The 23,677-nt window shown below is 73.3% G+C and carries 20 protein-coding genes; 11 read left to right on the plus strand and 9 right to left on the minus strand.

The annotated features are described in order from the left end of the window. Positions 1 to 75: 75 nt before the first annotated feature. On the plus strand, positions 76 to 822 hold the full coding sequence (locus tag ACY34K_RS26570) for a TetR/AcrR family transcriptional regulator (RefSeq protein WP_462751413.1): 747 nt from the start codon (positions 76 to 78) through the stop codon (positions 820 to 822). 29 nt (positions 823 to 851) lie between these two features. Then, positions 852 to 1,145, plus strand: coding sequence for a hypothetical protein (locus ACY34K_RS26575; RefSeq protein ID WP_462751415.1), 294 nt, complete (start codon positions 852 to 854; stop codon positions 1,143 to 1,145). A 45-nt stretch (positions 1,146 to 1,190) separates the two neighbouring features. Here the strand turns inward: ACY34K_RS26575 and ACY34K_RS26580 are convergent, their stop codons facing one another. From ACY34K_RS26580 to ACY34K_RS26595, 4 genes are all read right to left on the minus strand, one after another. Then, a complete protein-coding gene (locus tag ACY34K_RS26580) occupies positions 1,191 to 2,417 on the minus strand; it encodes an acyl-CoA dehydrogenase family protein (RefSeq protein WP_462751417.1) in 1,227 nt (408 codons plus the stop codon). A gap of 135 nt (positions 2,418 to 2,552) precedes the next feature. After that, positions 2,553 to 3,011 (minus strand): RrF2 family transcriptional regulator, encoded by a 459-nt coding sequence (locus ACY34K_RS26585; protein ID WP_462751418.1) that lies wholly within the window; start codon positions 3,009 to 3,011, stop codon positions 2,553 to 2,555. Between the two features lie 45 nt (positions 3,012 to 3,056). Continuing rightward, on the minus strand, positions 3,057 to 3,557 hold the full coding sequence (locus ACY34K_RS26590) for an NUDIX hydrolase (protein ID WP_462751420.1): 501 nt from the start codon (positions 3,555 to 3,557) through the stop codon (positions 3,057 to 3,059). After that, positions 3,554 to 4,135 carry a MerR family transcriptional regulator gene (locus ACY34K_RS26595; RefSeq protein WP_462751422.1) on the minus strand — a complete coding sequence of 194 codons (582 nt, stop codon included), beginning with the start codon at positions 4,133 to 4,135 and terminating at the stop codon, positions 3,554 to 3,556. The genes ACY34K_RS26590 and ACY34K_RS26595 overlap by 4 nt, the downstream gene beginning before the upstream one ends. A gap of 126 nt (positions 4,136 to 4,261) precedes the next feature. Here ACY34K_RS26595 and ACY34K_RS26600 point away from each other — a divergent pair, with 126 nt between their 5' ends. Beyond that, positions 4,262 to 4,891, plus strand: a complete 630-nt coding sequence (locus ACY34K_RS26600) for an alpha-ketoglutarate-dependent dioxygenase AlkB (RefSeq protein ID WP_462751424.1) — start codon at positions 4,262 to 4,264, stop codon at positions 4,889 to 4,891. Positions 4,892 to 5,152: 261 nt separating this feature from the next. Here ACY34K_RS26600 and ACY34K_RS26605 read toward each other — a convergent pair whose 3' ends face one another. Next, on the minus strand, positions 5,153 to 5,944 hold the full coding sequence (locus ACY34K_RS26605; protein WP_462751426.1) for a carbonic anhydrase: 792 nt from the start codon (positions 5,942 to 5,944) through the stop codon (positions 5,153 to 5,155). Positions 5,945 to 6,146: 202 nt separating this feature from the next. Between ACY34K_RS26605 and ACY34K_RS26610 the strand changes: the two genes are divergently transcribed. The 4 genes from ACY34K_RS26610 to ACY34K_RS26625 all read left to right on the plus strand — a co-directional run bounded on the left by ACY34K_RS26610 (position 6,147) and on the right by ACY34K_RS26625 (position 12,207). Continuing rightward, complete coding sequence (locus ACY34K_RS26610) at positions 6,147 to 8,888, plus strand: SpoIIE family protein phosphatase (protein WP_462751428.1); 2,742 nt, start codon at positions 6,147 to 6,149, stop codon at positions 8,886 to 8,888. A 25-nt stretch (positions 8,889 to 8,913) separates the two neighbouring features. Continuing rightward, positions 8,914 to 9,648 (plus strand): class I SAM-dependent methyltransferase, encoded by a 735-nt coding sequence (locus ACY34K_RS26615; RefSeq protein WP_462751430.1) that lies wholly within the window; start codon positions 8,914 to 8,916, stop codon positions 9,646 to 9,648. Positions 9,649 to 9,714: 66 nt separating this feature from the next. Next, positions 9,715 to 10,548 (plus strand): ATP-grasp domain-containing protein, encoded by an 834-nt coding sequence (locus tag ACY34K_RS26620; RefSeq protein WP_462751432.1) that lies wholly within the window; start codon positions 9,715 to 9,717, stop codon positions 10,546 to 10,548. A 135-nt stretch (positions 10,549 to 10,683) separates the two neighbouring features. After that, entirely contained in the window at positions 10,684 to 12,207 is a 1,524-nt protein-coding gene (locus ACY34K_RS26625; RefSeq protein WP_462751434.1) for a DUF6056 family protein, read from the plus strand. On the opposite strand, the gene ACY34K_RS26630 is transcribed toward ACY34K_RS26625, so the two are convergent. Both ACY34K_RS26630 and ACY34K_RS26635 read right to left on the minus strand, forming a co-directional pair. Then, positions 12,182 to 12,625, minus strand: a complete 444-nt coding sequence (locus tag ACY34K_RS26630) for a GtrA family protein (protein ID WP_462751436.1) — start codon at positions 12,623 to 12,625, stop codon at positions 12,182 to 12,184. The genes ACY34K_RS26625 and ACY34K_RS26630 overlap by 26 nt on opposite strands. After that, positions 12,622 to 13,605, minus strand: a complete 984-nt coding sequence (locus ACY34K_RS26635; protein WP_462751438.1) for a glycosyltransferase family 2 protein — start codon at positions 13,603 to 13,605, stop codon at positions 12,622 to 12,624. The genes ACY34K_RS26630 and ACY34K_RS26635 overlap by 4 nt, the downstream gene beginning before the upstream one ends. 465 nt (positions 13,606 to 14,070) lie before the next feature. Here ACY34K_RS26635 and ACY34K_RS26640 point away from each other — a divergent pair, with 465 nt between their 5' ends. Beyond that, positions 14,071 to 14,277, plus strand: a complete 207-nt coding sequence (locus ACY34K_RS26640; protein ID WP_462751440.1) for a DUF5133 domain-containing protein — start codon at positions 14,071 to 14,073, stop codon at positions 14,275 to 14,277. Between the two features lie 262 nt (positions 14,278 to 14,539). On the opposite strand, the gene ACY34K_RS26645 is transcribed toward ACY34K_RS26640, so the two are convergent. After that, a complete protein-coding gene (locus tag ACY34K_RS26645; RefSeq protein ID WP_462751442.1) occupies positions 14,540 to 15,478 on the minus strand; it encodes a MurR/RpiR family transcriptional regulator in 939 nt (312 codons plus the stop codon). A 170-nt stretch (positions 15,479 to 15,648) separates the two neighbouring features. Here ACY34K_RS26645 and ACY34K_RS26650 point away from each other — a divergent pair, with 170 nt between their 5' ends. Continuing rightward, a complete protein-coding gene (locus ACY34K_RS26650) occupies positions 15,649 to 18,459 on the plus strand; it encodes a SpoIIE family protein phosphatase (RefSeq protein WP_462751450.1) in 2,811 nt (936 codons plus the stop codon). A gap of 63 nt (positions 18,460 to 18,522) precedes the next feature. Further along, the gene (locus tag ACY34K_RS26655) at positions 18,523 to 20,916 is read left to right on the plus strand and encodes a SpoIIE family protein phosphatase (RefSeq protein WP_462751444.1); all 2,394 of its coding nucleotides are present in this window, start codon (positions 18,523 to 18,525) and stop codon (positions 20,914 to 20,916) included. Positions 20,917 to 21,086: 170 nt separating this feature from the next. Here ACY34K_RS26655 and ACY34K_RS26660 read toward each other — a convergent pair whose 3' ends face one another. Beyond that, complete coding sequence (locus tag ACY34K_RS26660; RefSeq protein ID WP_462751446.1) at positions 21,087 to 21,821, minus strand: SDR family oxidoreductase; 735 nt, start codon at positions 21,819 to 21,821, stop codon at positions 21,087 to 21,089. Between the two features lie 401 nt (positions 21,822 to 22,222). Here ACY34K_RS26660 and ACY34K_RS26665 point away from each other — a divergent pair, with 401 nt between their 5' ends. Next, positions 22,223 to 23,449 carry an MFS transporter gene (locus ACY34K_RS26665; RefSeq protein WP_462751452.1) on the plus strand — a complete coding sequence of 409 codons (1,227 nt, stop codon included), beginning with the start codon at positions 22,223 to 22,225 and terminating at the stop codon, positions 23,447 to 23,449. The last annotated feature ends 228 nt before the right edge of the window (positions 23,450 to 23,677 follow it).

Below are 23,677 nucleotides of genomic sequence, written 5' to 3' on the forward strand. Positions count from 1 at the left end.
TTACGGCGTATACGTACACTTTGCGCCGATGTGTAAGGGGGGTCAAGGCGGCTGCAGCGCTCTCGGAGGCGTGAGATGCCGAAGCGGACCAGGTCCGAGGGGCCCCGGCGGCGCGGCCGGCTGAGCCGGGAGCTCGTGCTGGCCACCGCCCTCGCACTGGTCGACCGGGAGGGCCTCTCGGCGCTGAGCATGCGCCGCCTGGCCTCGGAGCTGGGGGTCGAGGCGATGGCCCTCTACCGGTACGCCGACGGCAAGGACGCCCTGCTGGACGGCCTGGTCGAGGCGTTCTTCGGTGAGCTGCTGGACACCCTCGGGGTTGGCGGCGTCTCCGCCGCCGGAGCCGCCGGAGACACGGAAGCCGCCGGAGCCGCCGGAGGCACGGAGGGCGCCGACTGGAGGGCGGAGCTGCACCGAACGGCTCGCGAGACCTACCGTCTTTCGCTCCGCCACCCACAGGTCGTCCCGCTGCTGGCCACCCGCATGCTCGCCGTGCCCCTCGCCCGGCGCCCGCGGACGGTACTGCGCGGGCATGAGCACATCCTGGCGCTGCTCGACCACGCAGGGGCCGGCGACCACCGCACCCAGCTGGCCCACCGCTCCGTCGTCGCCTGGGTCCTCGGCTATGTGCTCGTCGAACTGGCCGCCGTGGTGGACGACCCGGACGAGCCGGAGCCCGCCATCCGGCTGGGCCTGCAGCGCATGCCCGCGAGAGAGCTGCCCCGTCTGCGCGCCGCCGCGCCCGCGCTCGCGGAACGGGCCGGTGAGGAGGCGCTCGTCACCGGCCTGGACACGCTCCTCGACCGCTTCGTCACCTCCGTGTGAACGAGGGCCGCCGCGCCTACGCTGCGCGCGTGGACCTTGACGGCGATCTGCGACAGCTGGGCCGGGACGAGCTCATCGAGGAGGTGAAGCGGCTCCGCGCCGGCATCCGCGCCCACCGGGACAGCACCGGCCACGACCTGTGCTGGCACCATCCGCGGTTGTGGGCGCTCCTGCCCGAGCCCGCCGACCCCGAGGTGGCCGTGCCGCCGTGGCCGCGGTTCCTGCGGGGGTGCGTCGCCTACCGGGAGTCGCTCGACCGCGAGCTTCCGAACGCCCCCGCCCACGACCAGGAGTACCTGCCCGGCACCGGCTCCGGACCGTGAGCGGCTCCCTGAGCACGGGCCGGGAGGGCCCGGCCCGGGGCGGTCTCACCCCCGTGCCGTGAGGCGCGGGTGTCTGCCGTTGAGGTAGTGGTCGCCTATGTCCCGCAGGGCGTGGGCGGAGGAACCGCGGGCGGTCAGAACCCGGGCGTTGCGCCAGAACCGGTCGAGCCCGGCGCCGTCGGTCAGCTCCAGTACGCGGGTCGTCAGGTCCACGGCCGACCGGCCGGCGACGGTTTCCGCGGCGGCCACCAGGACGGCTATGTCGGCCCCCTGGCCGGCGCCCAGGGCGTGGCCGGCGCGCAGCCCCTCCGCGAGCGCCTCCGTGGCGTGCTCGGCGACCGACGACGCCGCGTGCGCCGAGGTCGCGAGCTCGCCGTAGGCGAGCAGGAGGTACGGGTCGTCGCTCGGTCGTTCGAGGCGCGCGTCCGGCGCGCCGTCGTCCGGGCCGGTGGGCGGCCACTCGGCCCGTGCGGCGCGGCTGAGGTCGCGAGCCTCGGCCAGGGCGCCTTCGGCGATGCCCAGCGCGACCTGCACGAGACCCAGCCGCGACGCGAGCGGAGCCAGTGCGGTGAACGGCGGGACGGCGTGCTCGTCCCGGGGCAGGGCGCCGAAAACCCGGTCGTGTTCGACGGGGACGCCGTCGAACACGACGCTGCCGCCCCCCGAGAGCCGCTGTCCGAGCCGGTCGCCGGCGGGCGTGGCGGTCACCCCGGGGTGTGCCGGGTCCACCAGGACGACCAGTAAGTCCCCGGAGCCGGCACAACGGGCGCCGACCACGAGGCGGTCCGCGACGGCGACTCCCGTGCTGAAGTCGCGGCGTCCGTCGAGGACGTACCCGTCGTCGGCCGGCGTCAGCGTCAGTCCGGTCCCCCTCTCCGCCTCGGGCGGCTCGAAGCCCCCTGCGAGTAGCCAGCCCTCCTGCGCGGCCCGTCGCTCGAAGCGCCGGGCGTCGCGGTTGCCGCCGAAGAATCGGGCGCTCCAGGACAGGACGTAGTGGTGGGCCAGGAGCTCGCCGATGGAGCTGTCGGCCGTCGCCATCTCCCGCACCACGGCCGACGCGGTGTGCCAGTCCGCGCCTGACCGGTCACGGCCCGGGGGCGTCAGCAGCGTGATCAGCCCCGCCTCCCGGAGTCGTACGGCCTCGTCGAACGGCGGCTTGCCCGCCCGGTCCCGGGCCGGCGCGTCGAACGCGAGATCGTCCGCCAGTTCCCGGGTGACACGTGGCCAGATCGTCTCGCCGGCCGGGTGGTGTGGCGCGGTCGTCGTATGCACGGAGTGACCTCACAAGAATCCTAGTTTCCCCATCGGATTGGTAGGGATACTCGCAGAGGCGGGCCGTCCACCACAGAGGGCGTTCGAAGGGTGGACAATCCGTTCCGTATGCTGATCGGTGAGCCCGAGTTCGGGTCAGGGGTTGGTCCAGGCGGCCGGGTCCTCGGCCAACTCGGTGACATGGCCGGGCAGTTCGGCCGACGCGACGTCGGCGAGGGTCACCCGGTCCAGGATCTGCCGCACATTGGCGCGCACCGCGATCCACAGCGGCAGCAGCGACTCCGCGGGACCGGTGTACGAGAGCTCCGGCGGCCGGACTCCGCGCACCGACACGAGCGGGCCGTCCACCACCCGGATGACGTCGGCGATGGAGATCGAGTCCGCGGGCTTGGCGAGCCAGTAGCCGCCGTTGCCGCCGCGCTGGCTGAACACCAGCCCGCCGCGGCGCATGTCGCTGAGGATGCCCTCCAGGAACTTGTGGGAGATGCTCTGGGACTCGGCGATCGCCTCAGCCTTGAGGGGGCCCGTGTCCTGGGCGGCGGCGAGGTGCAGCGCGGCACGCACCGCATAGTCGGCCCTGGCTGAAATGCGCATGCCCGCATTATCCCGCAGCCCGCCGTCCCGGGGTGCGTCCCGCCCTCACGCGTTCTGCGCGACGAAGCCCAGATCGACCGGTGGTGGGACGGGGCGCTCCGGGCGGTGGTGCAAGGGCGCCAGCAGGTCGGGGAGTTGCGGTGGCCAGAGGGCGTCGGGGGAGGTGGCCAGCTCGTGCGGGGACCACCACCGCCAGCCCAGGATCCGGTCCTCGGCATGCGCGGCCGCCGCATGGGCGGCCGGCGGCCGGTGCGGGCCGTGGGCGAGGTAGATGTGCTCGTGCTGGCGGACCGGGACGCCCGCCCGGGTGAAGTCGTGCTCCCAGGTGCACAGCAGCGGGCCCGGGGACAGGTCGGTCCAGCCGGTCTCCTCGCGCAGTTCGCGCAGGGCGCCCGCGAGCGGCGTCTCGCCGGGGTCGAGGCCGCCGCCCGGCATCGCCCAGTGGACGCCGACCTCCTCGTTGTCGTAGCGCAGCAGGAAGACCGCCCCGTCGGGGGCGAGCACCGCGACGCGGGCGGCGCGGCGTGGGTGACGGGGGGTGGTCACAGGCCGTACCTCCGTGCGCTCTCCTCCTCCTGGGCGAGCCGCCGGAGAGCGAGCAGCACGGGATCGAACAGTACCGCCGAGACCACCGTGGTCTCCACCTGTTCCCCTTCCGTCGGCAGGCTGTCCAGGACGTCGAGGTCGTGTGCGGCCACCTTGGCCATCCGCCGGGCGTAGGGGCGCAGTTCGTCCGGACCGCAGGGGAAACCGAGCCGTTTGAGCGTGGCCACGGTGGTGGCGAGCGCGCGGTGTGCGGGGGAGAGCCGGCCGAGCTCCCGGGCGGGGGTCCAGCCCAGCTCCGCCAGCAGCCGGCCGATCTCCTCGTCGGCTTCCAGGGTCTCGAGATCGTCCTCCGGGGCCTCGGCGCCCCGGGGCAGCGCCCACAGGGCGGCCCCGAGCCGCATCGTGCGGCCCAGTGATTCGTCGTCGGCCGCGGCCAGGACCTCGCGGACGGTCGCCACCGGCAGGCCACCGACCTGGACCAGCGCCCGGACCAGACGGAGCCGGCGCAGATGCGACTCCTCGTACTCGGCCTGGGTGGCCGTCACGCGCCGCCCCGCCGGAAGCAGCCCTTCCCGCAAGGCGCACGGGGTGGCTCCGCTGGGTGAGGGCGTGCGGGCGCGGCAGCGCCTGCGCGTCTGACCCTCCACCGGCCGCCCCGCACACCGAATAGCTCATACGTTCGGTTTTCTGGTTACGCTGGGGGCATGTCCGCACATCTGCAAGGCTCGCTCTTCGACCAGACCGACGAGATCCGCCTCGGTCCGCTCGACGGCGTCCGCCGCACCGTGCTGGGCGGCGGCGCCTGGATCGACCTGCTGCCGGGCTGGCTGCACGGGGCGGACGCCCTGTTCGAAGAGCTCGCCGGCCATGTGCCCTGGCGGGCCGAACGGCGCCGGATGTACGACCACGAGGTCGACGTGCCCCGGCTGCTCGCGTACTACCGCGACGGCGACGCCCTCCCGCACCCCGTCCTCGGCGAAGCCCGGGACGCCCTGTCCGCGCACTACGCCGGCGAACTGGGCGAGCCGTTCGCCACCGCCGGCCTCTGCTACTACCGCGACGGCCGGGACAGCGTCGCCTGGCACGGCGACCGCATCGGCCGCGGGGACCGGGAGGACACCATGGTGGCGATCCTGTCCGTGGGCGAGCCGCGGGACCTCGCGCTCAGGCCCCGCGGTGGCGGCGCCGCGGCCCGCCGGGTGCCGCTCGGTCACGGCGACCTGATCGTGATGGGCGGCTCCTGCCAGCGGACCTGGGAGCACGCGATCCCCAAGACCGCGAAGGGCGTCGGACCCCGCATCAGCATCCAGTTCCGGCCCCAGGGGGTCGCTTAAGGCGCTGCTTTCGGATCGTGCCGGGTCGGTCGCGAGCCCCGGCACGCGCGGCTGCCGCGTGGGTGTCGTCGGTCGCCCGTGTTCCCGTGGCCCCCGGGCGCCGGATGTGCCCTCGACGCGTGGCCCCCTCCTCCGCCTCACGAGCGCACGCACCGGGCCCCACCGCACCCGCGCCGGCGCGCGGACGAGGCCATGTCGCGTGACATTCCCCAGGACCGGCCCGCCCGGCCGCGTCCGGCCCCTGGGGAAAGCTCCGGCGGGTCAGCGGATGTGGTGCACCAGCTGGTTCGTCAACTCGTAGCGCGCGGCCACGACGGCCAGCTTCCCGGCCGCCACCCTGGCGGCGAGATCGGGTTCGGCCGCCAGCAGGTCGCGTACGCGCCGCACGTTCGCCGTGATCGTGGCGTCGATACGGGCCGGACCGGTCCGGGTGTGGTCGATGGCGGGCCGGATCTGCTCGGCGACGTACTCGATGTGGGCAGGCAGTTCCTCTCCGGTCTCGTCCGCGTGCACCGCCGCCGCGACGGCGCCGCACGACTGGTGGCCGAGCACCATGATCAGCGGGATCTCCAGCTCCAGCGCACCGTAGGCGATGCTGCCGAGGACGGCCTCGTCCAGGACCTCGCCCGCCGACCGGACGGTCATCAGATCACCCAGGCCCTGGTCGAAGACGAGCTCGGGGGCCACGCGCGAGTCGATGCAGCCCAGCACGACGGCGAACGGATGCTGACCCGAGACCGCCAGCATCCGGTCCGCCTCCGTCTCGTGCGGGTGTGTCTGGTGCCGGGTCCGCCAGCGGGCGTTCCCGTGGAGCAGCTCCCGCAGCGCGGCGGCGGGAGTCCTCGGGCGCGTCGCGCCGGCCGGGCGCGCGCCCACGGGGCGGCCGGGCGCCACCGCGCCCGCGCTGCCCGGACCCAGGGCCAGTCCCGCGCCGATCGCCGCGCCGCCCCCGACGGCCGCGCGCAGCAGGGTGCGGCGGGCGGTGGGGGAGGGGATGAGGGCGGGACGCCGGCGCGGCCCGCCCTCCGCTATGCCGTCTGATATCGATGTCACGCCACGAAAAGTATGACCGCACGGCCGAACGGCGTTCGATTTGGGTCTTCGTTGGCGCAACGTTGTCCGGGGCATGGGGGAAGCGCGGCTTCCAGCCGTCGACGGCAAAACCGGAACCGGACCCGCTCTTCCGCTTCGTGGTCGCTCCGTGACCGACGGTCACTCATGGTCCACGACGGGCGTGCAGTGCTAGTAATTGAGCGTGGTCAAACTTCTCGACCGATTCCGCGGTGTTTCGGTCCGGTCACTGATCGAGAGACGTCCACGGAGCGTCGCGGGGCAGGTTTTCGTCCTGCAGGTGGCGCTCGTCGTGCTGCTGGTTCTCGGCGCCGTGCTGGCGCTGCTCCTCCAGTCCAGGAACGACAGTGACCGGGAAGCCAGGAACCGGTCGATCGCGGTCGCCGAAACGTTCGCTCATTCGCCGGGCCTCCAGGACGCGCTGAGATCCCCCGACCCGACCGCCCTTCTCCAACCGCTCACCGAGACCGCCCGCAAGCGCGCGGGCGTCGATTTCATCGTCGTCATGGACACCGGCGGCATCCGCTACACACACCCCCAGCCCGAGCGCATCGGCGGCCGCTTCGTCGGCACCATAGAGCCCTCGCTGGCCGGTGAAGTCCACACCGAACACGTCAACGGCCCCCTGGGCGACGAAGTGCAGGCCGTCGTCCCGGTGACCAACAACGAGGACCAGGTCGTCGGCCTGGTCTCGGCAGGACTCAAGGTCAAGAACGTGACCGGCGTCGTCAACCGCCAGCTGCCCGTCATCCTCGCCACCAGCGCCGCCGGACTCGCCGTCGCCACGGCCGGGTCGGCACTCGTGGCCCGGCGGCTGAAACGCCAGACCCACGGCCTCGGCCCCGCCGAGATGACCCGGGTGTACGAACACCACGACGCCGTTCTGCACGCGGTCCGCGAAGGCGTGGTCATCGTCGCCGAGGACGGACGGCTCCTGCTCGCCAACGACGAGGCCGAGCGGCTGCTCCACCTGCCCCCGCACGCGGAGGGGCGCAACATCAGGGACCTCCCGGGCCTCGACCCCCGGATGGCCGAACTGATCTGCTCCGGCCGCGTCGCCACCGACGAGGTCGTCCCCGCGGCCGACCGGCTCCTCGCCGTCAACCAGCGCCCCACCGACCGGCACGGCGGCCCCGCAGGCACCGTCGCCACCATCCGCGACACCACCGAGCTGCGCGCCCTCACCGGCCGGGCCGAGGTCGCCCGCAAGCGCCTCAACCTGCTCTACGACGCCGGGGTCGGCATCGGCACCACACTCGACGTGGCGCGCACCGCCGAGGAGCTCGCCGAGGTCGCCGTCCCGCGCTTCGCCGACTTCGTCACCGTCGACCTCGCCGACGCCGTCCTCCGCGGCGAGGAACCGACCGGCACCAGCGCCGACATGCGCCGCACCGCCGTCGGCGGCATCCGCGACGACCACCCCCTCTACCCGCGCGGCCGGATGATCGGCTTCCTGCCGTCGACCCCGCAGGCACGCGGCTTCGGCACCGGCCGGGCCGAGATCGTCCCCGACCTCTCCCGGGCGCCCGGCTGGCAGGCCCAGGACCCCGAGCGGGCCGCCCGGATCGTCGAGTACGGCATCCACTCCCTGCTCACCGTGCCCCTGACCGCCCGCGGGGTCGTCCTCGGCGTCGCCAACTTCTGGCGCTCGGAGAAGCCCGAACCGTTCGAGGACGAGGACCTCGCCCTGGCCGAGGAGCTCGTCACCCGGGCCGCCGTCTGCATCGACAACGCCCGCCGCTACACCCGCGAACACGCCATGGCGGTGACGCTCCAGCGCAGCCTGCTGCCGCGCGCACTGCCGGAACAGAGCGCCCTCGAAGTCGCCCACCGCTATCTGCCCGCCCAGTCGGGCGTCGGCGGCGACTGGTTCGACGTGATCCCGCTCCCCGGCAGCCGGGTCGCCCTCGTCGTCGGCGACGTCGTCGGGCACGGCCTGCACGCCGCCGCCACCATGGGACGGCTCCGCACCGCCGTCCACAACTTCTCCACCCTCGACCTGCCGCCCGACGAGCTCCTCGGCCGTCTCGACGACCTGGTGGGCCGGATCGACCAGGACGAGCTGGACACCAGCGGCTCCAACGCCGGAATGACCGGCGCCACCTGCCTCTACGCGGTCTACGACCCGGTCTCCCGGCGCTGCGCCATGGCACGGGCCGGTCATCCGCTGCCCGCGCTGGTCCACCCCATGGGCACCGTCGAGTTCCCCGACCTGCCGGCCGGACCGCCTCTCGGGCTCGGCGGCATACCGTTCGAGACCACCGAACTCGAACTGGCCGAGGGCAGCAAGCTCGTCTTCTACACCGACGGGCTCATCGAGGACCGCACCCGCGACATCGACGTCGGGCTCGAACTGCTCCGCGACGCCCTCGCCCATGCGGACCGGAGCCCGGAGGAGAGCTGCCAGGTCGTGCTCGACGCCCTGTTGCCCGCCCACCCCAAGGACGACGTCGCCCTGCTCATCGCGCGCACCCGGGTCCTCGGCGCCGAACGCGTCGCCGACTGGGACGTCCCCATGCACCCCGAGGCGGTCGCCCCCATCCGCTCCGCCGCCGTCCGCAAGCTCGACGAGTGGGGTCTGTCCGAGCTGGCGTTCTCCGCCGAGCTCATCCTCAGCGAACTCATCACCAACGCCATCCGCTACGGTGCCGCACCCGTCAAGGTCCGCCTCCTCCACGACCGCGTCCTGACCTGTGAGGTGGCCGACCACAACAGCACCTCGCCCCATCTGCGGTACGCCGCGACGACCGACGAGGGCGGCCGCGGCCTGTTCCTCGTCGCCCAGCTCGCCGAACGGTGGGGCACCCGCTACACCCCCCAGGGCAAGGTCATCTGGGCCGAACTGGCGCTCCCCGGCAGCACCCCGAAGAACGGCGGAACCGAGGCGGTGCTGCCCTTCGACTTCTTCGACGCCGAGATCATCTGACGCCCGCGCACTAAGCTGGCCACCGATGTTCACCCCCGACGGACCCACCTTCCGCGAACTGGCCGTCCAGGCGCTCTCCTCCACACAGGCGGGCTACGACCTGCTGGCGCCCAAGTTCGACGAGACCCCGTTCCGGACGCCGGACGCCGTCCTGGACGCCGTAGCGGGCGCCCTGCGGCCGCTCGGGCCCTTCCGCACCGGCCTCGACGTCTGCTGCGGCACCGGCGCCGGCACGGACGTGCTGCGCGGGCTGTGCCGGGAACAGGTGACCGGGGTGGACTTCAGCGCCGGCATGCTCGCCCGGGCCCGCGCGCGGACCGGCCTGCCGCCCGCCTCCGAGGCGCCGGCGACGCACTGGGTGCGGGCCGACGCCCTCGCCCTGCCCTTCCGCGACACCTTCGACCTCGCCGTGAGCTTCGGCGCGTTCGGCCACTTCCTGCCCGCCGAACGGCCCGCCCTGTTCGCCCAGGTGCGGGCGGCGTTGCGGCCCGGCGGCCGGTTCGCGTTCCCCGTCGCCGCGCCGCCCCGGACCGGCTCCCTGCCCTACTGGGCGCTGTGGGGGTTCGACGCGGGCATGCGCCTGCGCAACCTGGTGTGGCGCCCGCGCTTCATCATGTACTACCGCACGTTCCGCCTCCCGGACGTCGTCGCGGACCTCACCACGACCGGCTTCGACGTGCGGCTCCTCCCCCTCGAGGCGCTCGGCCGCCGTCCCGACGGCAGCCCCCGCTGCCGCCTGGTGGTCGCCCGCCGCCCCTGAACCCGGGCGGGAGGGCCCCGAGCCGGTCGGGTACTTTGCTCAGCCGGCCCCACCACCAGGAGAAACGTGCCCCCCGTCGCGCCCCGCCCCAGAGTCCTGTACGTCACCGACCTCGCCTACCAGGCCCGCGGACGCCGGTACTGCGACGAGGACATCTTCCTCACCTCCCGGCTGCGCGAGGCGTTCGACATCGCCCTGTGCCACCCCCTGGACGCCGCCGCCCCGATGGACGCCCACGACCTCGTCGTCGTCCGCAACAGCGGACCGGTCATCCACTACCAGGAGCAGTACGACGCGTTCCGCGCCCGTGCGCTCCGCGACGGCGTGCGCGTCCACAGCCAGCTCACCGGCAGGGCCGACATGGCCGGCAAGCAGTATCTCGTCGACCTCAGTGCCGCCGGTCACCCCGTCATCCCCACCGTCGACCGGCCGCAGGACCTCCACCGGCTGCCCGAGGCGGACGAGTACGTCGTCAAGCCGAAGCTCGGCGCCGATTCCATAGGCCTCCGGTTCGTTCCCCGGGACCGGCTCCCCGCCCTCACCCACGGCGGTGTCCTCGTCCAGCCCCGCATCCGCTTCCGCTACGAGGTCTCGTTCTACTTCGTCGACCGGGCCTTCCAGTACGCCCTCCACGCCCCCGACCCGGACCGGCGCTGGGTCCTGGAGCCGTACGCGCCCACCGGCGCCGATCTCGTCTTCGCCCAGCGTTTCGTCGACTGGAACACCGTCGACCACGGCATCCAGCGCGTCGACGCCTGTCGCACCCCCGACGGGGAGCTCCTCCTCGTCGAACTGGAGGACCTCAACCCCTACCTCTCCCTCGACCTGGTCGGCGACGACGTACGCGACACCTTCGTCGCGAACATGACGGCCTCCATGCACCGCCTCCTCGCGGCGTAGCCGCACTGCTCCACCCGATCCAGCGGCGGTTGCGCGCCGGGCGGCCGACGCGTCGGGTGGAGGAGGAACGACATCGCGCGGAAACACCTCTTCGGTGTCGGACCAGTAGTTTCCCGAGAGGCAGTGGTGAAAGAGATGGCCGTCGGCGCATCGAGTGTGACCGCCCCGAGAGACCCGGGTGACCACCCGGGAGCGGGACGCGGGGAGGACGGCGGTGGCCGGCGCCGCTCATGGACGACCCTCTGGCCGGTGGGGCTCGCGCTGCTGCCGCTGGGCCTACTGGCCGCCGCCTCGTGGCTGGGCCGCCATGTGCGGCCCAGCGCCGACGAATGGTGCTTCCTGCCCCACGTGCGCGACCACGGCATCTGGGGACTCGTCGACAAGTTCTACTTCACCGACAACGGCAGGATCGCCAACGGACTGCTCGTGGGCCCGTACGCGAAGTTCCCCGTCGCCGGCCACCAGTGGTACGCCCTGGTCAGCGGCGTGCTGATGCTGGTCCTGCTGTGGGCCCTGACCGTGCGGCTGCTGCGCAGGGCGGGGCTGACCGTGCCACGCGGCGTCGCCCTGCTCGTCGCGTCCATGATCACGGCGGTGTTCCTGTTCGCCACGCCGAACACCTACAAGACGTTCTACTGGCCGGCGGCCTCCGTCTCCCACACCCTCGCCCCGGTACTGGCCTGCGCGGCGGCCGTCCCGCTGCTGGCGGCCCGCGGCCGCCGGGGCCGCGTCACCGCCCTCGTGGTCGTGTTCCTGTCCGGCGTCTTCATGGGCACGCTGTCCGAGGAGGCGTCGGTCGTGGCGCTGGTGGTCCTCGGCGGTGTCGTCGTGCTCGGCCACCTGGTCCTCGCCGAGCGGGTCCGGGCCTTCGCCCGGGGCTGGTCGCTGGCCGGCATGGCCGGCATCGCGATCGGGACGATCGTGCTGGTGACGTCCCCCGGCTCGCGCAACCGCCGCGAACGGTACGGCGCCGAGACCGCCTCGATGCTCTCCCCCGAGACGCTGGCCGGCTCCCTGCGCGCCTATGCGCGCATCCTGGAGACGGTCCTGACCACCTGGCAGTACGTGGGCGCGATCGCGGCCGGGGTACTGCTGGGGCTCATGGCACGGCGTGCGGAGGGCACCCCCGGGCGTCCGGTCCTGCTGCCGTGCCGGCCCGTCCTCCTCGGCGGCCTCGGGGTGCTCGCCTTCCTGCTCTCCGGCTACCTGTGCACGGTCATCACCTACCCCGTCTTCGGGAACCGTGTGATCACCACCGAGCGGACGTGGAACGACTACCTGCTGCTGTACGTGCTGGTGCTGGTCGCCCTGGGCGCCTTCGCCGGGCGGGCGCTGCGGACGCGGGCGGCCGCGCCCCGCACCGGCACCGTGGCGACCGCCCTCGCCGCCGCGGTGTGTGCCGTGACGGTGCTGGGGCTGGCCGGTCCGCTGCACGAGCTGGGGCGGGCGATGGAGGTCCGGGCCCAAAAGTGGGACCGCCAGGACCGGTGGCTGCGCGAGCGGGCGGCCGAGGGCGCCGAGGTCCTGCCGTACAAGCCGGTCTCGGTGGCGAAGATGCTGGAGCCGTTCGGCGACAACGGACGCAAGATCTGGCCCGCCCAGTGCGTCGCCGACTACTACCACCTGGACCGGGTCACTCGCGGGACGCGGCTTCCCTGACCCGGTCCTCCGGCGGCCGTGACCCGGAACGACGGGTGGCGGCCGCCCCGGAGGTGATGGCCCAGCGGGCGAGCAGGAACGACAGGGGCGTGACGAGCACGCCCGCGGCGATCGCCGCGAGGTTCTCGTTCATGTGCAGCCGGCTGACCGCCAGGTGCAGCAGCAGGCCGCTGCCGAGCGCGTTCACCGCGCCCGACAGCGGATAGCGGGCGAAGGCGCGCCAGGTGGGCCGGGTGCGGACGGTGACGTACGAGTTGAGCAGGAACGACCCGGTGACGCTCACCGCGTACCCCACGGCATGGGCGGCCAGGTAGGGCAGCCAGATGTTCAGCGTCGCGTAGACGGCGTAGTACACCGCCGTGTTGGCCAGTCCGACGACCGCGAAGGACGCGAACTGGCGCAGGGAGCGCCGGTTCATCGCTTGGGCCGGGTCCGTCCCGCGGTCTCCAGCCGGGCGTGCGTGGCCCTGGCCGGGGTGGATTCGTCGGTCTCGCGGACCACGTAGTGCGGCCGGCGCTTGGACTCGTGGTATATCCGGCCCACGTACTCGCCGATGACGCCGAGCGTGGCGAGCTGGATGCCGCTGAGCGCGACGATCGCGGTGATGAGCGTCGCGTATCCCGGGGTCTCGACCCCGTTCAGGACGACGTTGGCGACGATCCACAGCGCATAGGCGAACGCCGAGAGGAACAGCCACAGACCGGTGTGGATGGCCAGGCGCAGCGGACGGCTGTTGAACGACAGCAGCCCGTCGATGCCGTAGTTCAGCAGGCGCCGGCCGCCCCACTTGGACTGGCCGGCCGCACGCTCGACGTTCTCGTACGCGAAGCTGACCGTGTCGAAGCCGATCCACGAGAACAGCCCCTTGGAGAAGCGGTTGCTCTCGGGCAGCGACAGGACGGCGTCGACCGCCCGCCGCGACAGCAGCCGGAAATCGCCCGCCCCGTCGACGATTTCGACGTCCATGAAGCGGCGCACCAGCCGGTAGTAGGCCCGGCTCACCGCGGCCCGCAGGGCGCCCTCGCCGGTGCGGTCGCGCCGGGCGATGACCTGGTCGTAGCCGTGCCGGTGCAGTTCCAGCATGCGGGGGACGAGCTCGGGCGGATGCTGCAGGTCGGCGTCCATGAGGACCACCACCGCGCCGCGGGACATCCGCATCCCGGCGAGCAGCGCGGACTCCTTGCCGAAGTTCCGGCTGAACGACGTGTAACGCACGGACGGGTCGGCGGCGGCGAGGTCCCTCAGCCGCTCCATGGTCCGGTCGCTGCTGCCGTCGTCGACGTAGCAGACCTCGAACGTCACCGCTGTCGGTTCGAGGGCGGCGATCAGCGCGTTGTGGAACGCGTCGATCACCTCGCTCTCGTTGAAACACGGGACGACGACCGAAATATGGACCATTGCCAACTCACTCCATGCACGGGCTGTGCGGGCGGCGCGCCTCCCCGTTCGGGCCCACCGTCCTTGAGGATGTGCGGACGGCCGCCGGGGTTGCCTGCCGCGGGCGACCAACTCGCCGCGGGGTTCCAGTGGAGCGCGCCGGGAAGCGGACGACACCTCATGGCGGCCACCCGGGTGAGCCGGGAAGCGCCGGCGACGATGTGAAATCCCGGCCGAGCGGGCCGAGGATCCGGGCGACGGCCGGAGCGTGAAGGGAGCGGAGTCGCGGCCTGTGTCCTTGATGCGCAAATCCGTCACGGTTGCATCACAATGTCGTGTGAGGAGCGGAAAGCGCGGGCACATCCTTGTGCGGGGAGGGCGTCCCCGGTTCGGCGGCCGGCGCAACGCCCGGCCTCAGGGACGTCGCGTCGACATCCCTCTCTCTGTCTCTCTGTGCTTTCTGCTGTGGGAAAGGCAGGTACGTCCATGTTGTTGGCGCATCCCGCGGTGCTCCGTGAGCTCGTGGCCCGTTACGAGTCCCTCTGCACCGCATCCCAGGACCTGGCTCTCGCTCCCGATCTCAAACGCCGGCTCGACGACGTCACGTACACGCTGTGCGTGACGACCGGAACGCGGCAGCTGGAGCAGGCCCTGGCCGTGGCGCGCGCGAGACTGGCCGCCACCGCCACCTGAGCCCGGGTGGAAGTCTGGCGGCCCCGGCCCAGGGGTTGACCGGGGCCGCCATGGGCATCCGCGACGCGGACGCCCGCTGTGGAACACCATCTGGACGACGATGAGGAGGGTTCGCCGTCCCGGAAGTGTTCGGGGGGTGTGCCCCGGTGGTACGCCGGGGTTGTGCGAGCAGTAAATATATATACCGTCGAGTAAGCAAGAGCATGAAAAATTTCATGCGCCGCGATGGCGTGAAAACGCCCCTCTCCGAGGGCCTGCCGCCTCAGTCCTCCAGGAAGAAATCGTGCTGCTCAGCGACCTGCTCGTACCCCTCCAGCCGCACCTGGGTGCGCTCCGGATTGGCATCGGCCATCGCCTGCAGCACTGACGCGGACAGCACCCCCGGAGCCGCGTACGAGTCGAACACCAGCCGCGAGCCGGTACCGGCCGCGAGCGTCACATCCGCCTCGTCCACCAGCGGTCCGAGCGTCGAATCCGTGATCAACGCCACTTTCAGCCCGGTCCGCCGGGCGGCCCTGATCGCCCCCAGCGTCTCGTTGGCGTGCCGCGGCATCGCGAACGCCAGCACCCAGGTGCCACCCGCCTCGCGGGACTGCAGCAGCGCGTCGTAAGCGACGCTGCCGCCCCTCGTGACCAGGCGCACGTCCGGATGGATCCGCCTGGCGGCATACGCGAAGTATTCCGCCAGGGACACGGAAATACGCAGACCGAGGATCGTCAAGGGGACGGAATGAGCCAGCGCCCGGCCCACCTCGAGCACCTGGCCCGGGTCGGCGAGCACCCGCCGCAGACTCTCCAGGTTCTCGATCTCGGCGTCGATGGCCGCCTGCAGCTCATTGCGGCGGTTCTCCTCGCGGACCTCCGGCGTACCCGCCACCGCGCTCAGCGCGATCGGCTGCAGCGCCTCCCGCAGGGCCGGGAAACCGCTGTACCCCAGGGACGTGGCGAAGCGGGTGACCGACGGCTGGCTCACCCCCACGCGCTCCGCAAGGTCCGTGATGGACAGGAACGCGGCCTCGGTCAGGTGGTCGATGATGTACTGGGCGATCCGCCGCTGGCCCGGCGAAAGCCGATGACCGCTGCCGCCGAACAGCGCCAGAACCCGGTCCGTGGGATCGGTAGGGGCCGCCTCCGCGTCCGGGCTCCGGCGGCCCGGAGTGATCGCGGCCGCCTGTGCGCGTGCCTGCTGCCCTGATGGCACCGGCGTGCCTCCTTCTTGTCAAGCTCCTGCTCAACATAGCTCACCTGCGACGACAGCCAGGTGGAAGAAGATGCTCCACGAAGGTGCGCGACACCACCGTCGAGGAGCATCCTGTCTGTGTGTCCTGGTACCGCCACGCCGGGCACCTCCCGCCGAGCGAGGCCGGGACGATGCCGGGCGGTCCGCCGAGCGAGGGCCGGGTCCCGGACGGCCTGGCACTGGTCCTCGCTCAGGCCACGGTGAGCGCGGTCGAGTCCGTCGGCGGTTACGCCGGCGGCGTCTATCTGCGCTCCCGCGCCCAGGGACTGCTGCGGCTCGCCGTGCTGGCCGGCCTCCCCAGCGCCCTCTTCCACCCCTGGTGGCGCATGCACGCCAACCGGCCCTACCCGGTCGCCGACGCCTACCGCTCCGGCGAGCCCGTGCTGCTCGGCGACGCGGAGGAGGCCATGCGGCGCTTCCCCCAGCTCATGGCCGGCCTGCCGTTCCCGTTCGGCTCCCTCTACATGCCGGTGACCAGCGGACACGACCGGTTCGGCGTCCTTGTGGTACTCCGGACCGCCACCCCCGGAAAGCCGGTCGACCAGGGCGACCGCCGGCGGCTCCAGCAGGCCGCCCAGCGTCTCGGCGCCGACCTCGCGGAACTCGCCGCCAACGGGACACCCGTCGAATGGGACCGCGAGCCCGTGCCCGTCCAGCTGCCCGCCGCCGCCACCCCGCCCGTGCGGATCGGCCACCTCGACTGGGACATCGACGACGGCACCGTCACCGCCGACGACGAGCTGCGCCAGATCCTGGGCGCCGAGGAGGACGGCTTCCCCACCACCATGGAGGCCCTCGCCCCGCTGCTCGCCCCGGAGGACGTGTACGGCCTGTGGACCGTGGCCCGCCAGGCCGCCGACTCCGATCTGCCGGTGACCCGACGGATCTGGCTCAAGGGTCCCGACGGGCGGCCGTACCTGCTGGAACTCTCCGGCCGCCGCACCGTGCCGGCCGAGCCGTCCGGCCACGCCGGCCGGTACGGGCGGTCCGACGCGGCGGCGCGGTCCGGCACGTACGAACCGCTGAGCCCGTCCGCCCTCGCCCGCCCGGGCGCCCCGTCCGGCCCCCCGGACCTGTTCGGCCCGCCCGGCCTCATCGACCCGGCGGACCTGCGGTTCCGGGTCGGCCCACCGGCCCCGCCGGAAGCGCCCGCCGTGCCGGGCCCCGGGGCTCCGGACAGGCACGGACCCGGCGGCCCGCCGGCCGCGGCCGGCCGCACGCCGGCCGACGGGCCGCCACCCACCGCCCCGCACGGCCATGTGACCGGCTTCCTCGTCGACCCCGGCACCGGACCGATCGTCGCCGCCGCCGCGGACCGCCTCCCGCGCGGCGTCTTCTCCCTCGACCGGCTCGGCCGGATCACCTTCGTCAGCCACGGCGCCGAGACCCTCCTCGGCCTCGCCCGCTCCGAGCTGGTCGGCCGCGTCCTCTGGGAGGCCCTGCCGTGGTTCGGCAGCCCCGCCTACGAGGACCACTTCCGCGCCGCCCTGCTCTCCCACGACCCCGTGTACTTCCTCGCCCAGCGGGGGCCCAAGAAGTGGCTGGCCGTCTCCCTCTACCCGGGCCACGACGGCGTGACCGCCACCATCGACACGGCACAGGCGCCCACCTACGATGCCGGACCGGGCACCGCCCCCGGCGCCGGAGTCACCACCCCCGGCGGCGGGCTCGCACCGCCCGCCGCACTCGGCTCCCCGGCCGACCGGGCGGCCATGCTCTACCGCCCCGTCGCCCTCGCCATCGCCCTCACCGAGGCCGTCACCGCCCGCCAGGTCTCCGCCGTCGTCACCGAGGAGCTGTTGCCCGCCTTCGGCGGCCGCCAGCTCGCGATCTACCTGCTGAGCGAGCGGCATCTGCAGCTGGCCTGGGAGACCGGCTTCCCCCAGGGTTTCCTCGACCGGTTCGACGGCGTCCCACTCGACGCCCGGCTCCCCGGCGTCGAAACACTCACCACCGGCCGGCCCATCTTCTTCGAGTCCATGCAGCGCCTCGCCTCCGCGTACCCCGGCATCCCCCTCGACGCCCACGTCGGCGCCCGCGCCTTCCTGCCGCTGATCGCCTCGGGCCGGCCCGTCGGCTCCTGCATCCTCGGCTTCGACCAGCCGCGCGGCTTCAGCCCCGAGGAGCGCACCGTCCTCACCGCACTCGCCGGACTCATCGCCCAGGCACTCGAACGGGCCCAGCGCTACGACTCCGAGGCCGCCCTCGCCCGCGGACTCCAGGACGCCCTCCTGCCGCACCGGCTGCCCCGCCTCCGGCATGTCGAGACCGTCGGCCGCTACCTCCCCGGCACCCAGGGCATGGAGGTCGGCGGCGACTGGTACGACGTCGTGGAGACCCCGCGCGGCGTCTCCCTGATCATCGGCGACGTCCAGGGCCACGGTGTCTCCGCCGCCGCCACCATGGGCCAGCTGCGCAGCGCGCTGCGCGCCTTCGCCCTCAGCGGTCAGGACCCCGACCAGGTGGTCAGCGGCACCAACCGGCTGCTGATCGACCTCGACCCCGGCCAGTTCGCCAGCTGCTGCTACCTCGCCCTCGACCCCGCGACCGGCGCCACCCGGGCGGTCCGGGCCGGTCACCCCCAGCCCCTGCTGCGCCACCCGGACGGCCGAACCGAGGTCCTCGACCTGCCGGGCGGTGTCGTCCTCGGCATCGACGCCGACGCCCCCTACCCCGTCACCGAACTGGCGCTGGAGCCGGGCGCCCTGCTCGCCCTGTTCACCGACGGTCTGGTCGAGGAGCCCGGGATCGACATCGACCTCGGCGTCGAGCGGCTCCGCGACACCCTCGCCGGCATCGGCACCGCCTCGCTCCCCGAAGCGGCGGACCGGCTGATCAGGGAGGCCCGGCACGCCACCGACCGGCCCGACGACATCGCACTGCTGCTCGCCGCACGCCGACCGGACGGCCCGCCGCCGGCGCACCCGGTCCGCGCCGGCTGACCGGGACCGGTTGTGCCACCGCGGCGGCGGACCGACCATGAGGAGACGGAAAAGGCAGGTGCCATGAGCGCGGTCAACGCAGCCGAGGGTGCCGACTTCCGAGGCCCCCTCGACGTCACACGAGCCGCCACGGCCGTCCTGGACACCGACGGCACCGTCGTCGGCTGGGGTCCCGCGGCCGAGGCGCTGCTCGGCTACCCGGCCGAGGAGGCGGTGGGACGTCCCATCGGCGCGTTCGTCGTGGACCGGGCCGGGGCCTACCAGCGGGCCACCCATCTGCCCGGCGCGGCCGGAGCCCGCCGACGGCTCATGCACATGCGTCACCGGGACGGCCGGATCGTCCGCCTCGCCACGGCCACCCTCGCCCTCTCCCACTTCGGCACCGGCCCCGCCCGGCTGCTCGCCCTGGCCGACGCGGGTGAGACGGAACGCTGGGAGGCCCTCCAGTCCATGCTGCGCGGACTGGCCACCCAGTCGCCCGTCGGCCTCGCCATCTACGACACCGACCTGCTGGTGGTGTGGACCAACCACGCGCTCTACGAGGAGATGGGCACCTCGCAGTACGCCGGCCTCGGACCCGACGAAATGGTGTGCGCGGGCTCCGTCCTGTCCGCCGGATACCCCTCCACCCTGGAGGAGACGATGCGCCAGGTCCTCGCCACCGGCGAGCCGGTCATCGACCTCCACTACCGCGGCCGCCCGCCCGCCGACCCCGACCACGACCACGTCTGGTCCTGCTCCTACTACCGCCTCGCGGACACCCACGGCACCCCGCTCGGCGTCTGCGAGGAAACCGTCGACATCACCGACCGCTACCTCACCCAGCAGCGACTGGACCTCCTGGTACGCGCCGGCGGCCGCCTCGGCACCAGCCTCGACATGGTCCGCACCGCTCAGGAGCTGTCCGACGTCAGCGTCCCGCAGTTCGCCGACGACGTCACGGTCGACCTCCTCGACGCGGTCCTCGCGGGCGAACGCCCCACGCCCGGCACCGCGACCGCCCGACGCGCCCTCCGCGTCTGGGGCGGCCGCCCGAACGGCTCCCCGGGGCCGGCCGACCCCGAGCCGGTCGACTACCCGCCCGGCTCACCACACGCCCGCTGCCTCTCCTCGGGCCGGCCCGTCGTCGAGCCCACCGGCGGGCCGGGCTCGGGCCGCTCCCGACTCGTCGTGCCCCTGCGCAGCGAGGGCGCCCCGCTCGGCGTCGTCACCTTCGTCCGGGACCGCAACCCGGCCCCGTTCGGCGACGCCGACCTGCCGGTCGCCGACGAACTCGCCGCCCGGGCCGCCGTCTGCATCGACAACGCACGCCGCTACACCCGCGAACACACCGCGGCGCTCACCCTCCAGCGCAGTCTGCTGCCCCGCAACCTGCCCCGGCTCACCGGCGCCGACGTCGCCCACCGCTACCTCCCCGCCGACGCCAAGGGGGGCGTCGGCGGCGACTGGTTCGACGTCATCGCCCTCTCCGGAACCCGGATCGGTCTCGTCGTCGGCGACGTCGTCGGCCACGGCCTGCGCGCCGCCGCCACCATGGGCAGGCTGCGCACCAGCGTGCGCGCGCTCGCCCGTCTCGACCTCCCGCCCGACGAACTCCTCGCCCGCCTGGACGACCTGGTCGGCCAGGACGCCCACGAGCAGGCCTCCGTCACCGGGGACGACACCGGACAGGAAGCCGAGGCGCTCGGAGTGACCTGCCTCTACGCCGTGTACGACCCCGTGGCCGGACGCTGCACCATGGCGCGCGCCGGACACCCCCTGCCGGCCGTCGTCGACCCCGCCACCGGGGACGTCAGTTACCCCGACCTTCCCGCGGGCCCGCCCCTCGGCCTCGGCGGTCTGCCCTACGAGAGCGCCGAACTCCCCCTGCCCGAAGGCAGTCTCCTCGCCCTGTACACCGACGGCCTCGTCCAGGGCCGCGGCCGTGACCGCGACGCCGCCCTCGACGCGCTCGGCGCCGTCCTGGCCGACCACACCCGCCCCCTCGAGGAACTGTGCGACCGGATCGTCGCCACCCTCCCGGCCGGCCCCGTCCACGACGACGCGGCACTGCTCCTCGTCCGCACCCGGGTCCTGGACCGCCACGAAGTCGCCATGTGGGACCTGGACGCCGACCCCGAGGAAGTCGGCCACGCCCGCAGCCTCGCCACCGGCCAGGTCGGGGCGTGGGGACTGGACGGCGAACTCTCCTTCACCACCGAACTCGTCGTCAGCGAACTCGTCACCAACGCCATCCGCTACGCCTCCGGCCCCATCCAGCTGCGGCTCATCCGCGACCGCACCCTCATCTGCGAGGTCTCCGACAGCGGCCACACCTCGCCCCACATGCGCCGCGCCGGCAGCGAGGACGAGGGCGGTCGCGGGCTGTTCCTCATCGCCCAGATGACCCAGCAGTGGGGCACCCGCTACACCGCCACCGGCAAGACGATCTGGGCCGAACAGCACCTGCCCGTCTGACCGGCCGGGCCCCGCCCCGCCGCGTCTCGCCCGCACCGCCAGGGGTACGCGCTCCCCGTGAGGCACGCGGGGCCGTCCGCTGTGCGACCCGGACGAACTGGCCCGCCCACGGTCCCGCCGAACGGGCCGTCCTCGGGAAGCTCAGGACCGGGCGCCCGCCCAGCGGCTGATCACGGCCAGGACGGCTCCCTGCGCGGGACCACGACCAGCTCCGACGCGACACTGCCGTCGGGCACCGACAGCGCGTACAGCACCGTGTCCGCCACGATGTCCGGGCTCTGCAGCATCGACACGTCCGCGTCCGGGAAACGCTCCATGATGAACGGCGTCTCCATGCCACCGGCGATGATTCCCGTCACCCCGATGCCCGGGCAGTCCCGCTGCGCCTCCTTGAACAGCGTGTGGGTGAAGGCCCGCAGCCCGGACTTGCCCGCCGAGTACGGGCCCGCCTCGGTCCAGGTGCGGTTCGAGGCGGTGGAGAGGATGTTGACGATGTGGCCGCCGCCCCGGGCCACCATGCGGCGGTAGCCCTCCAGACAGAGATACATCGGCCCCAGGAGGTTCGTGGTGACGACCCGCGTCACCTCCTCCGCCGTCAGGTGCTCGATCGGCTTGGAGACGTCCACCGCGGCGTTGTTGACCAGCACGTCCACCGTCTGACCGGTGTCGTCCAGCTCACGGAAGACGTCCGCGACCGCCGCGGAGTCCCGTACGTCCAGCTCGACGAACCGCACGTCCTGCCCCAGCTCCTCGCACAGCTCCCTCGCCTGCTCCTTGCGCACGTCGGCGACCAGCACGGAAGCGCCGGCGCCCGCCAGCCTCCGCGTGATCGAGGCGCCCAGACCGCGCGCCCCTCCCGTCACCAGTGCCTGCCTGCCGCGGAGATCGATCCGCACGCCGCTCATGGCTGCCTCCTTCTTCCGTGCAACACCCCCACTGTGGCCTGGGCCACTACGCAGGGCATGCCGGGCGATCACTGTGAGCAAGCACACCAGAAGTTCGAACCCGCAGGTCAGCACGCGAACGGTGGCCGGAAGGCCGTGCCGCGATCGGCGCCGCCCCGCCACGGCGAGAGACCGTCTGCCACCATGGGCGACGCTGTGGGACCGCCTCCGACGAGGGGTGAAGCAGCAGACAGATCCGGTGGATCGGCCGTGCAGCGCAGCCGGTCTTCTCCAGTTCCGCCGAATTCCGCCATCCGAGTCCACCGGACTTCGTCACCGAGTAATTCGCCGTGCCTTCTTCCTCCACCCCTGTCCCCGCCCGCGCCGACCACTCGCCGTGGCGTTCCCTCAAGTACCGCAGCATGCGCTGGTGGTCCGTCGCCAACTTCGTGTCCAATGCCGGCACGTGGATGCAGCTGACCGTCCAGAACCTGCTGGTCCTGCAGATCACCGGATCGGCGGCGGCAACCGGCCTCTCCCTGTCGGTACAGGCCGCGCCCGGTCTGCTCATGGGCGTGGCCGGCGGTGCCGCCGTCGATCGCTGGCCCAGGAAGATGACCGCCGCCGTCAGCCAGGCGCTGCTCGGCGCGGTCGCCTTCGTCACGGCCTTCCTCGTCGCCTTCGACCAGCTCAACCTGGGCATCCTCATGGCGCTGGCCGCCGTCACCGGGCTCATCGCCACCGTTGACGGGCCCGCTTGCGCGCTCCTCGGCAACGACCTGGTGCGCGCGGAGGACGTGCCGTCGGCGATCGGCGTGGGCTCCCTGGTCCACAACGCGGGACGGCTCGCGGGCGCCGCCCTGGCCGGCATCGCCGTCGGCTTCTTCGGCACGTCCGCCGCGTACGCCGCCAACGGTGTGTCCTTCCTCTTCGTCGCTGCGGTCATCCCCTTCCTCCGCCCGGTGAAGGGCGCCGCCGCGCCGGCCGCCCCGCGCCCCCGTGAGGCGGACGACATGGGCGTCCGCGAGGGCCTCGTCTTCTTCGCCCGCCGGCCCCGGCTGGTGGCCCTGGCAGGCATCACCGGCATCAGCGCGGTCTTCGGCCGCAATTACGGACTGACTCTGGCGGTCCTCGTCACCGGCCCCCTCGCCGGGGGCGCCGGGGCGTTCGGCACCGTCTCCACCGTCCTCGCGGTCGGCGGCATCCTGGGCGCCGTCCTCGGCGCACGCCTGCGCAAGCCGTCCGTCCGCCTCGTCGGCATCCTCGCCGCCGCCGGGGCCCTGCTCCAGGTCGTCGCCGGCCTCTCGCCGTCCCTCGCGGTGCTGCTGGTGCTGGTCCTGCCGATGGCCGTCGTGGAGTCCGTCTCCGACACCGCCGGCACCACGGTCCTGCAGACCGACCCGCCCGCCCACCTGCGGGGCCGTGTGCTCGGCGTCTGGGGCAGCATCAAGACCGTGTGGGGGCTCGCCGGGCCGCCGGCGCTCGGCCTGCTCATGGAATTCGCGGGGGCGCGGGGCGCGCTGGTCTCCGGCGGGCTGCTGATCGCGGGGGCGATCGGGGCGGGGTACCTGCTGCGGGAGCGCAGGGCCGTGGAGCCGGTGCTCGTGCGCAAGCAGGTGCCTGCGCCGGCCCTCGGCACGGCGGCGTAACACCGCGGGGCCTCCGCCCCGCACCCCCGCCGGGGCTCCGCCCCGGCCCCCGCGGGTACCGCACCGCCCCGGACCCCTGTTTGTCTGCGGCCCGGTGGTCCCGTTGCGCCCACCTCCCCAAGCTCTCGGCCTCGCCCGAGCAGGGGCCCCATCACCCCAGCGGAACGACTGCCCACAACGGGATGGACCCGGCAACCCGCCGACCACCCGAGTGGCCCACAACCGGGC

It is taken from the genome of Streptomyces sp. STAM6 (genome assembly GCF_054963715.1).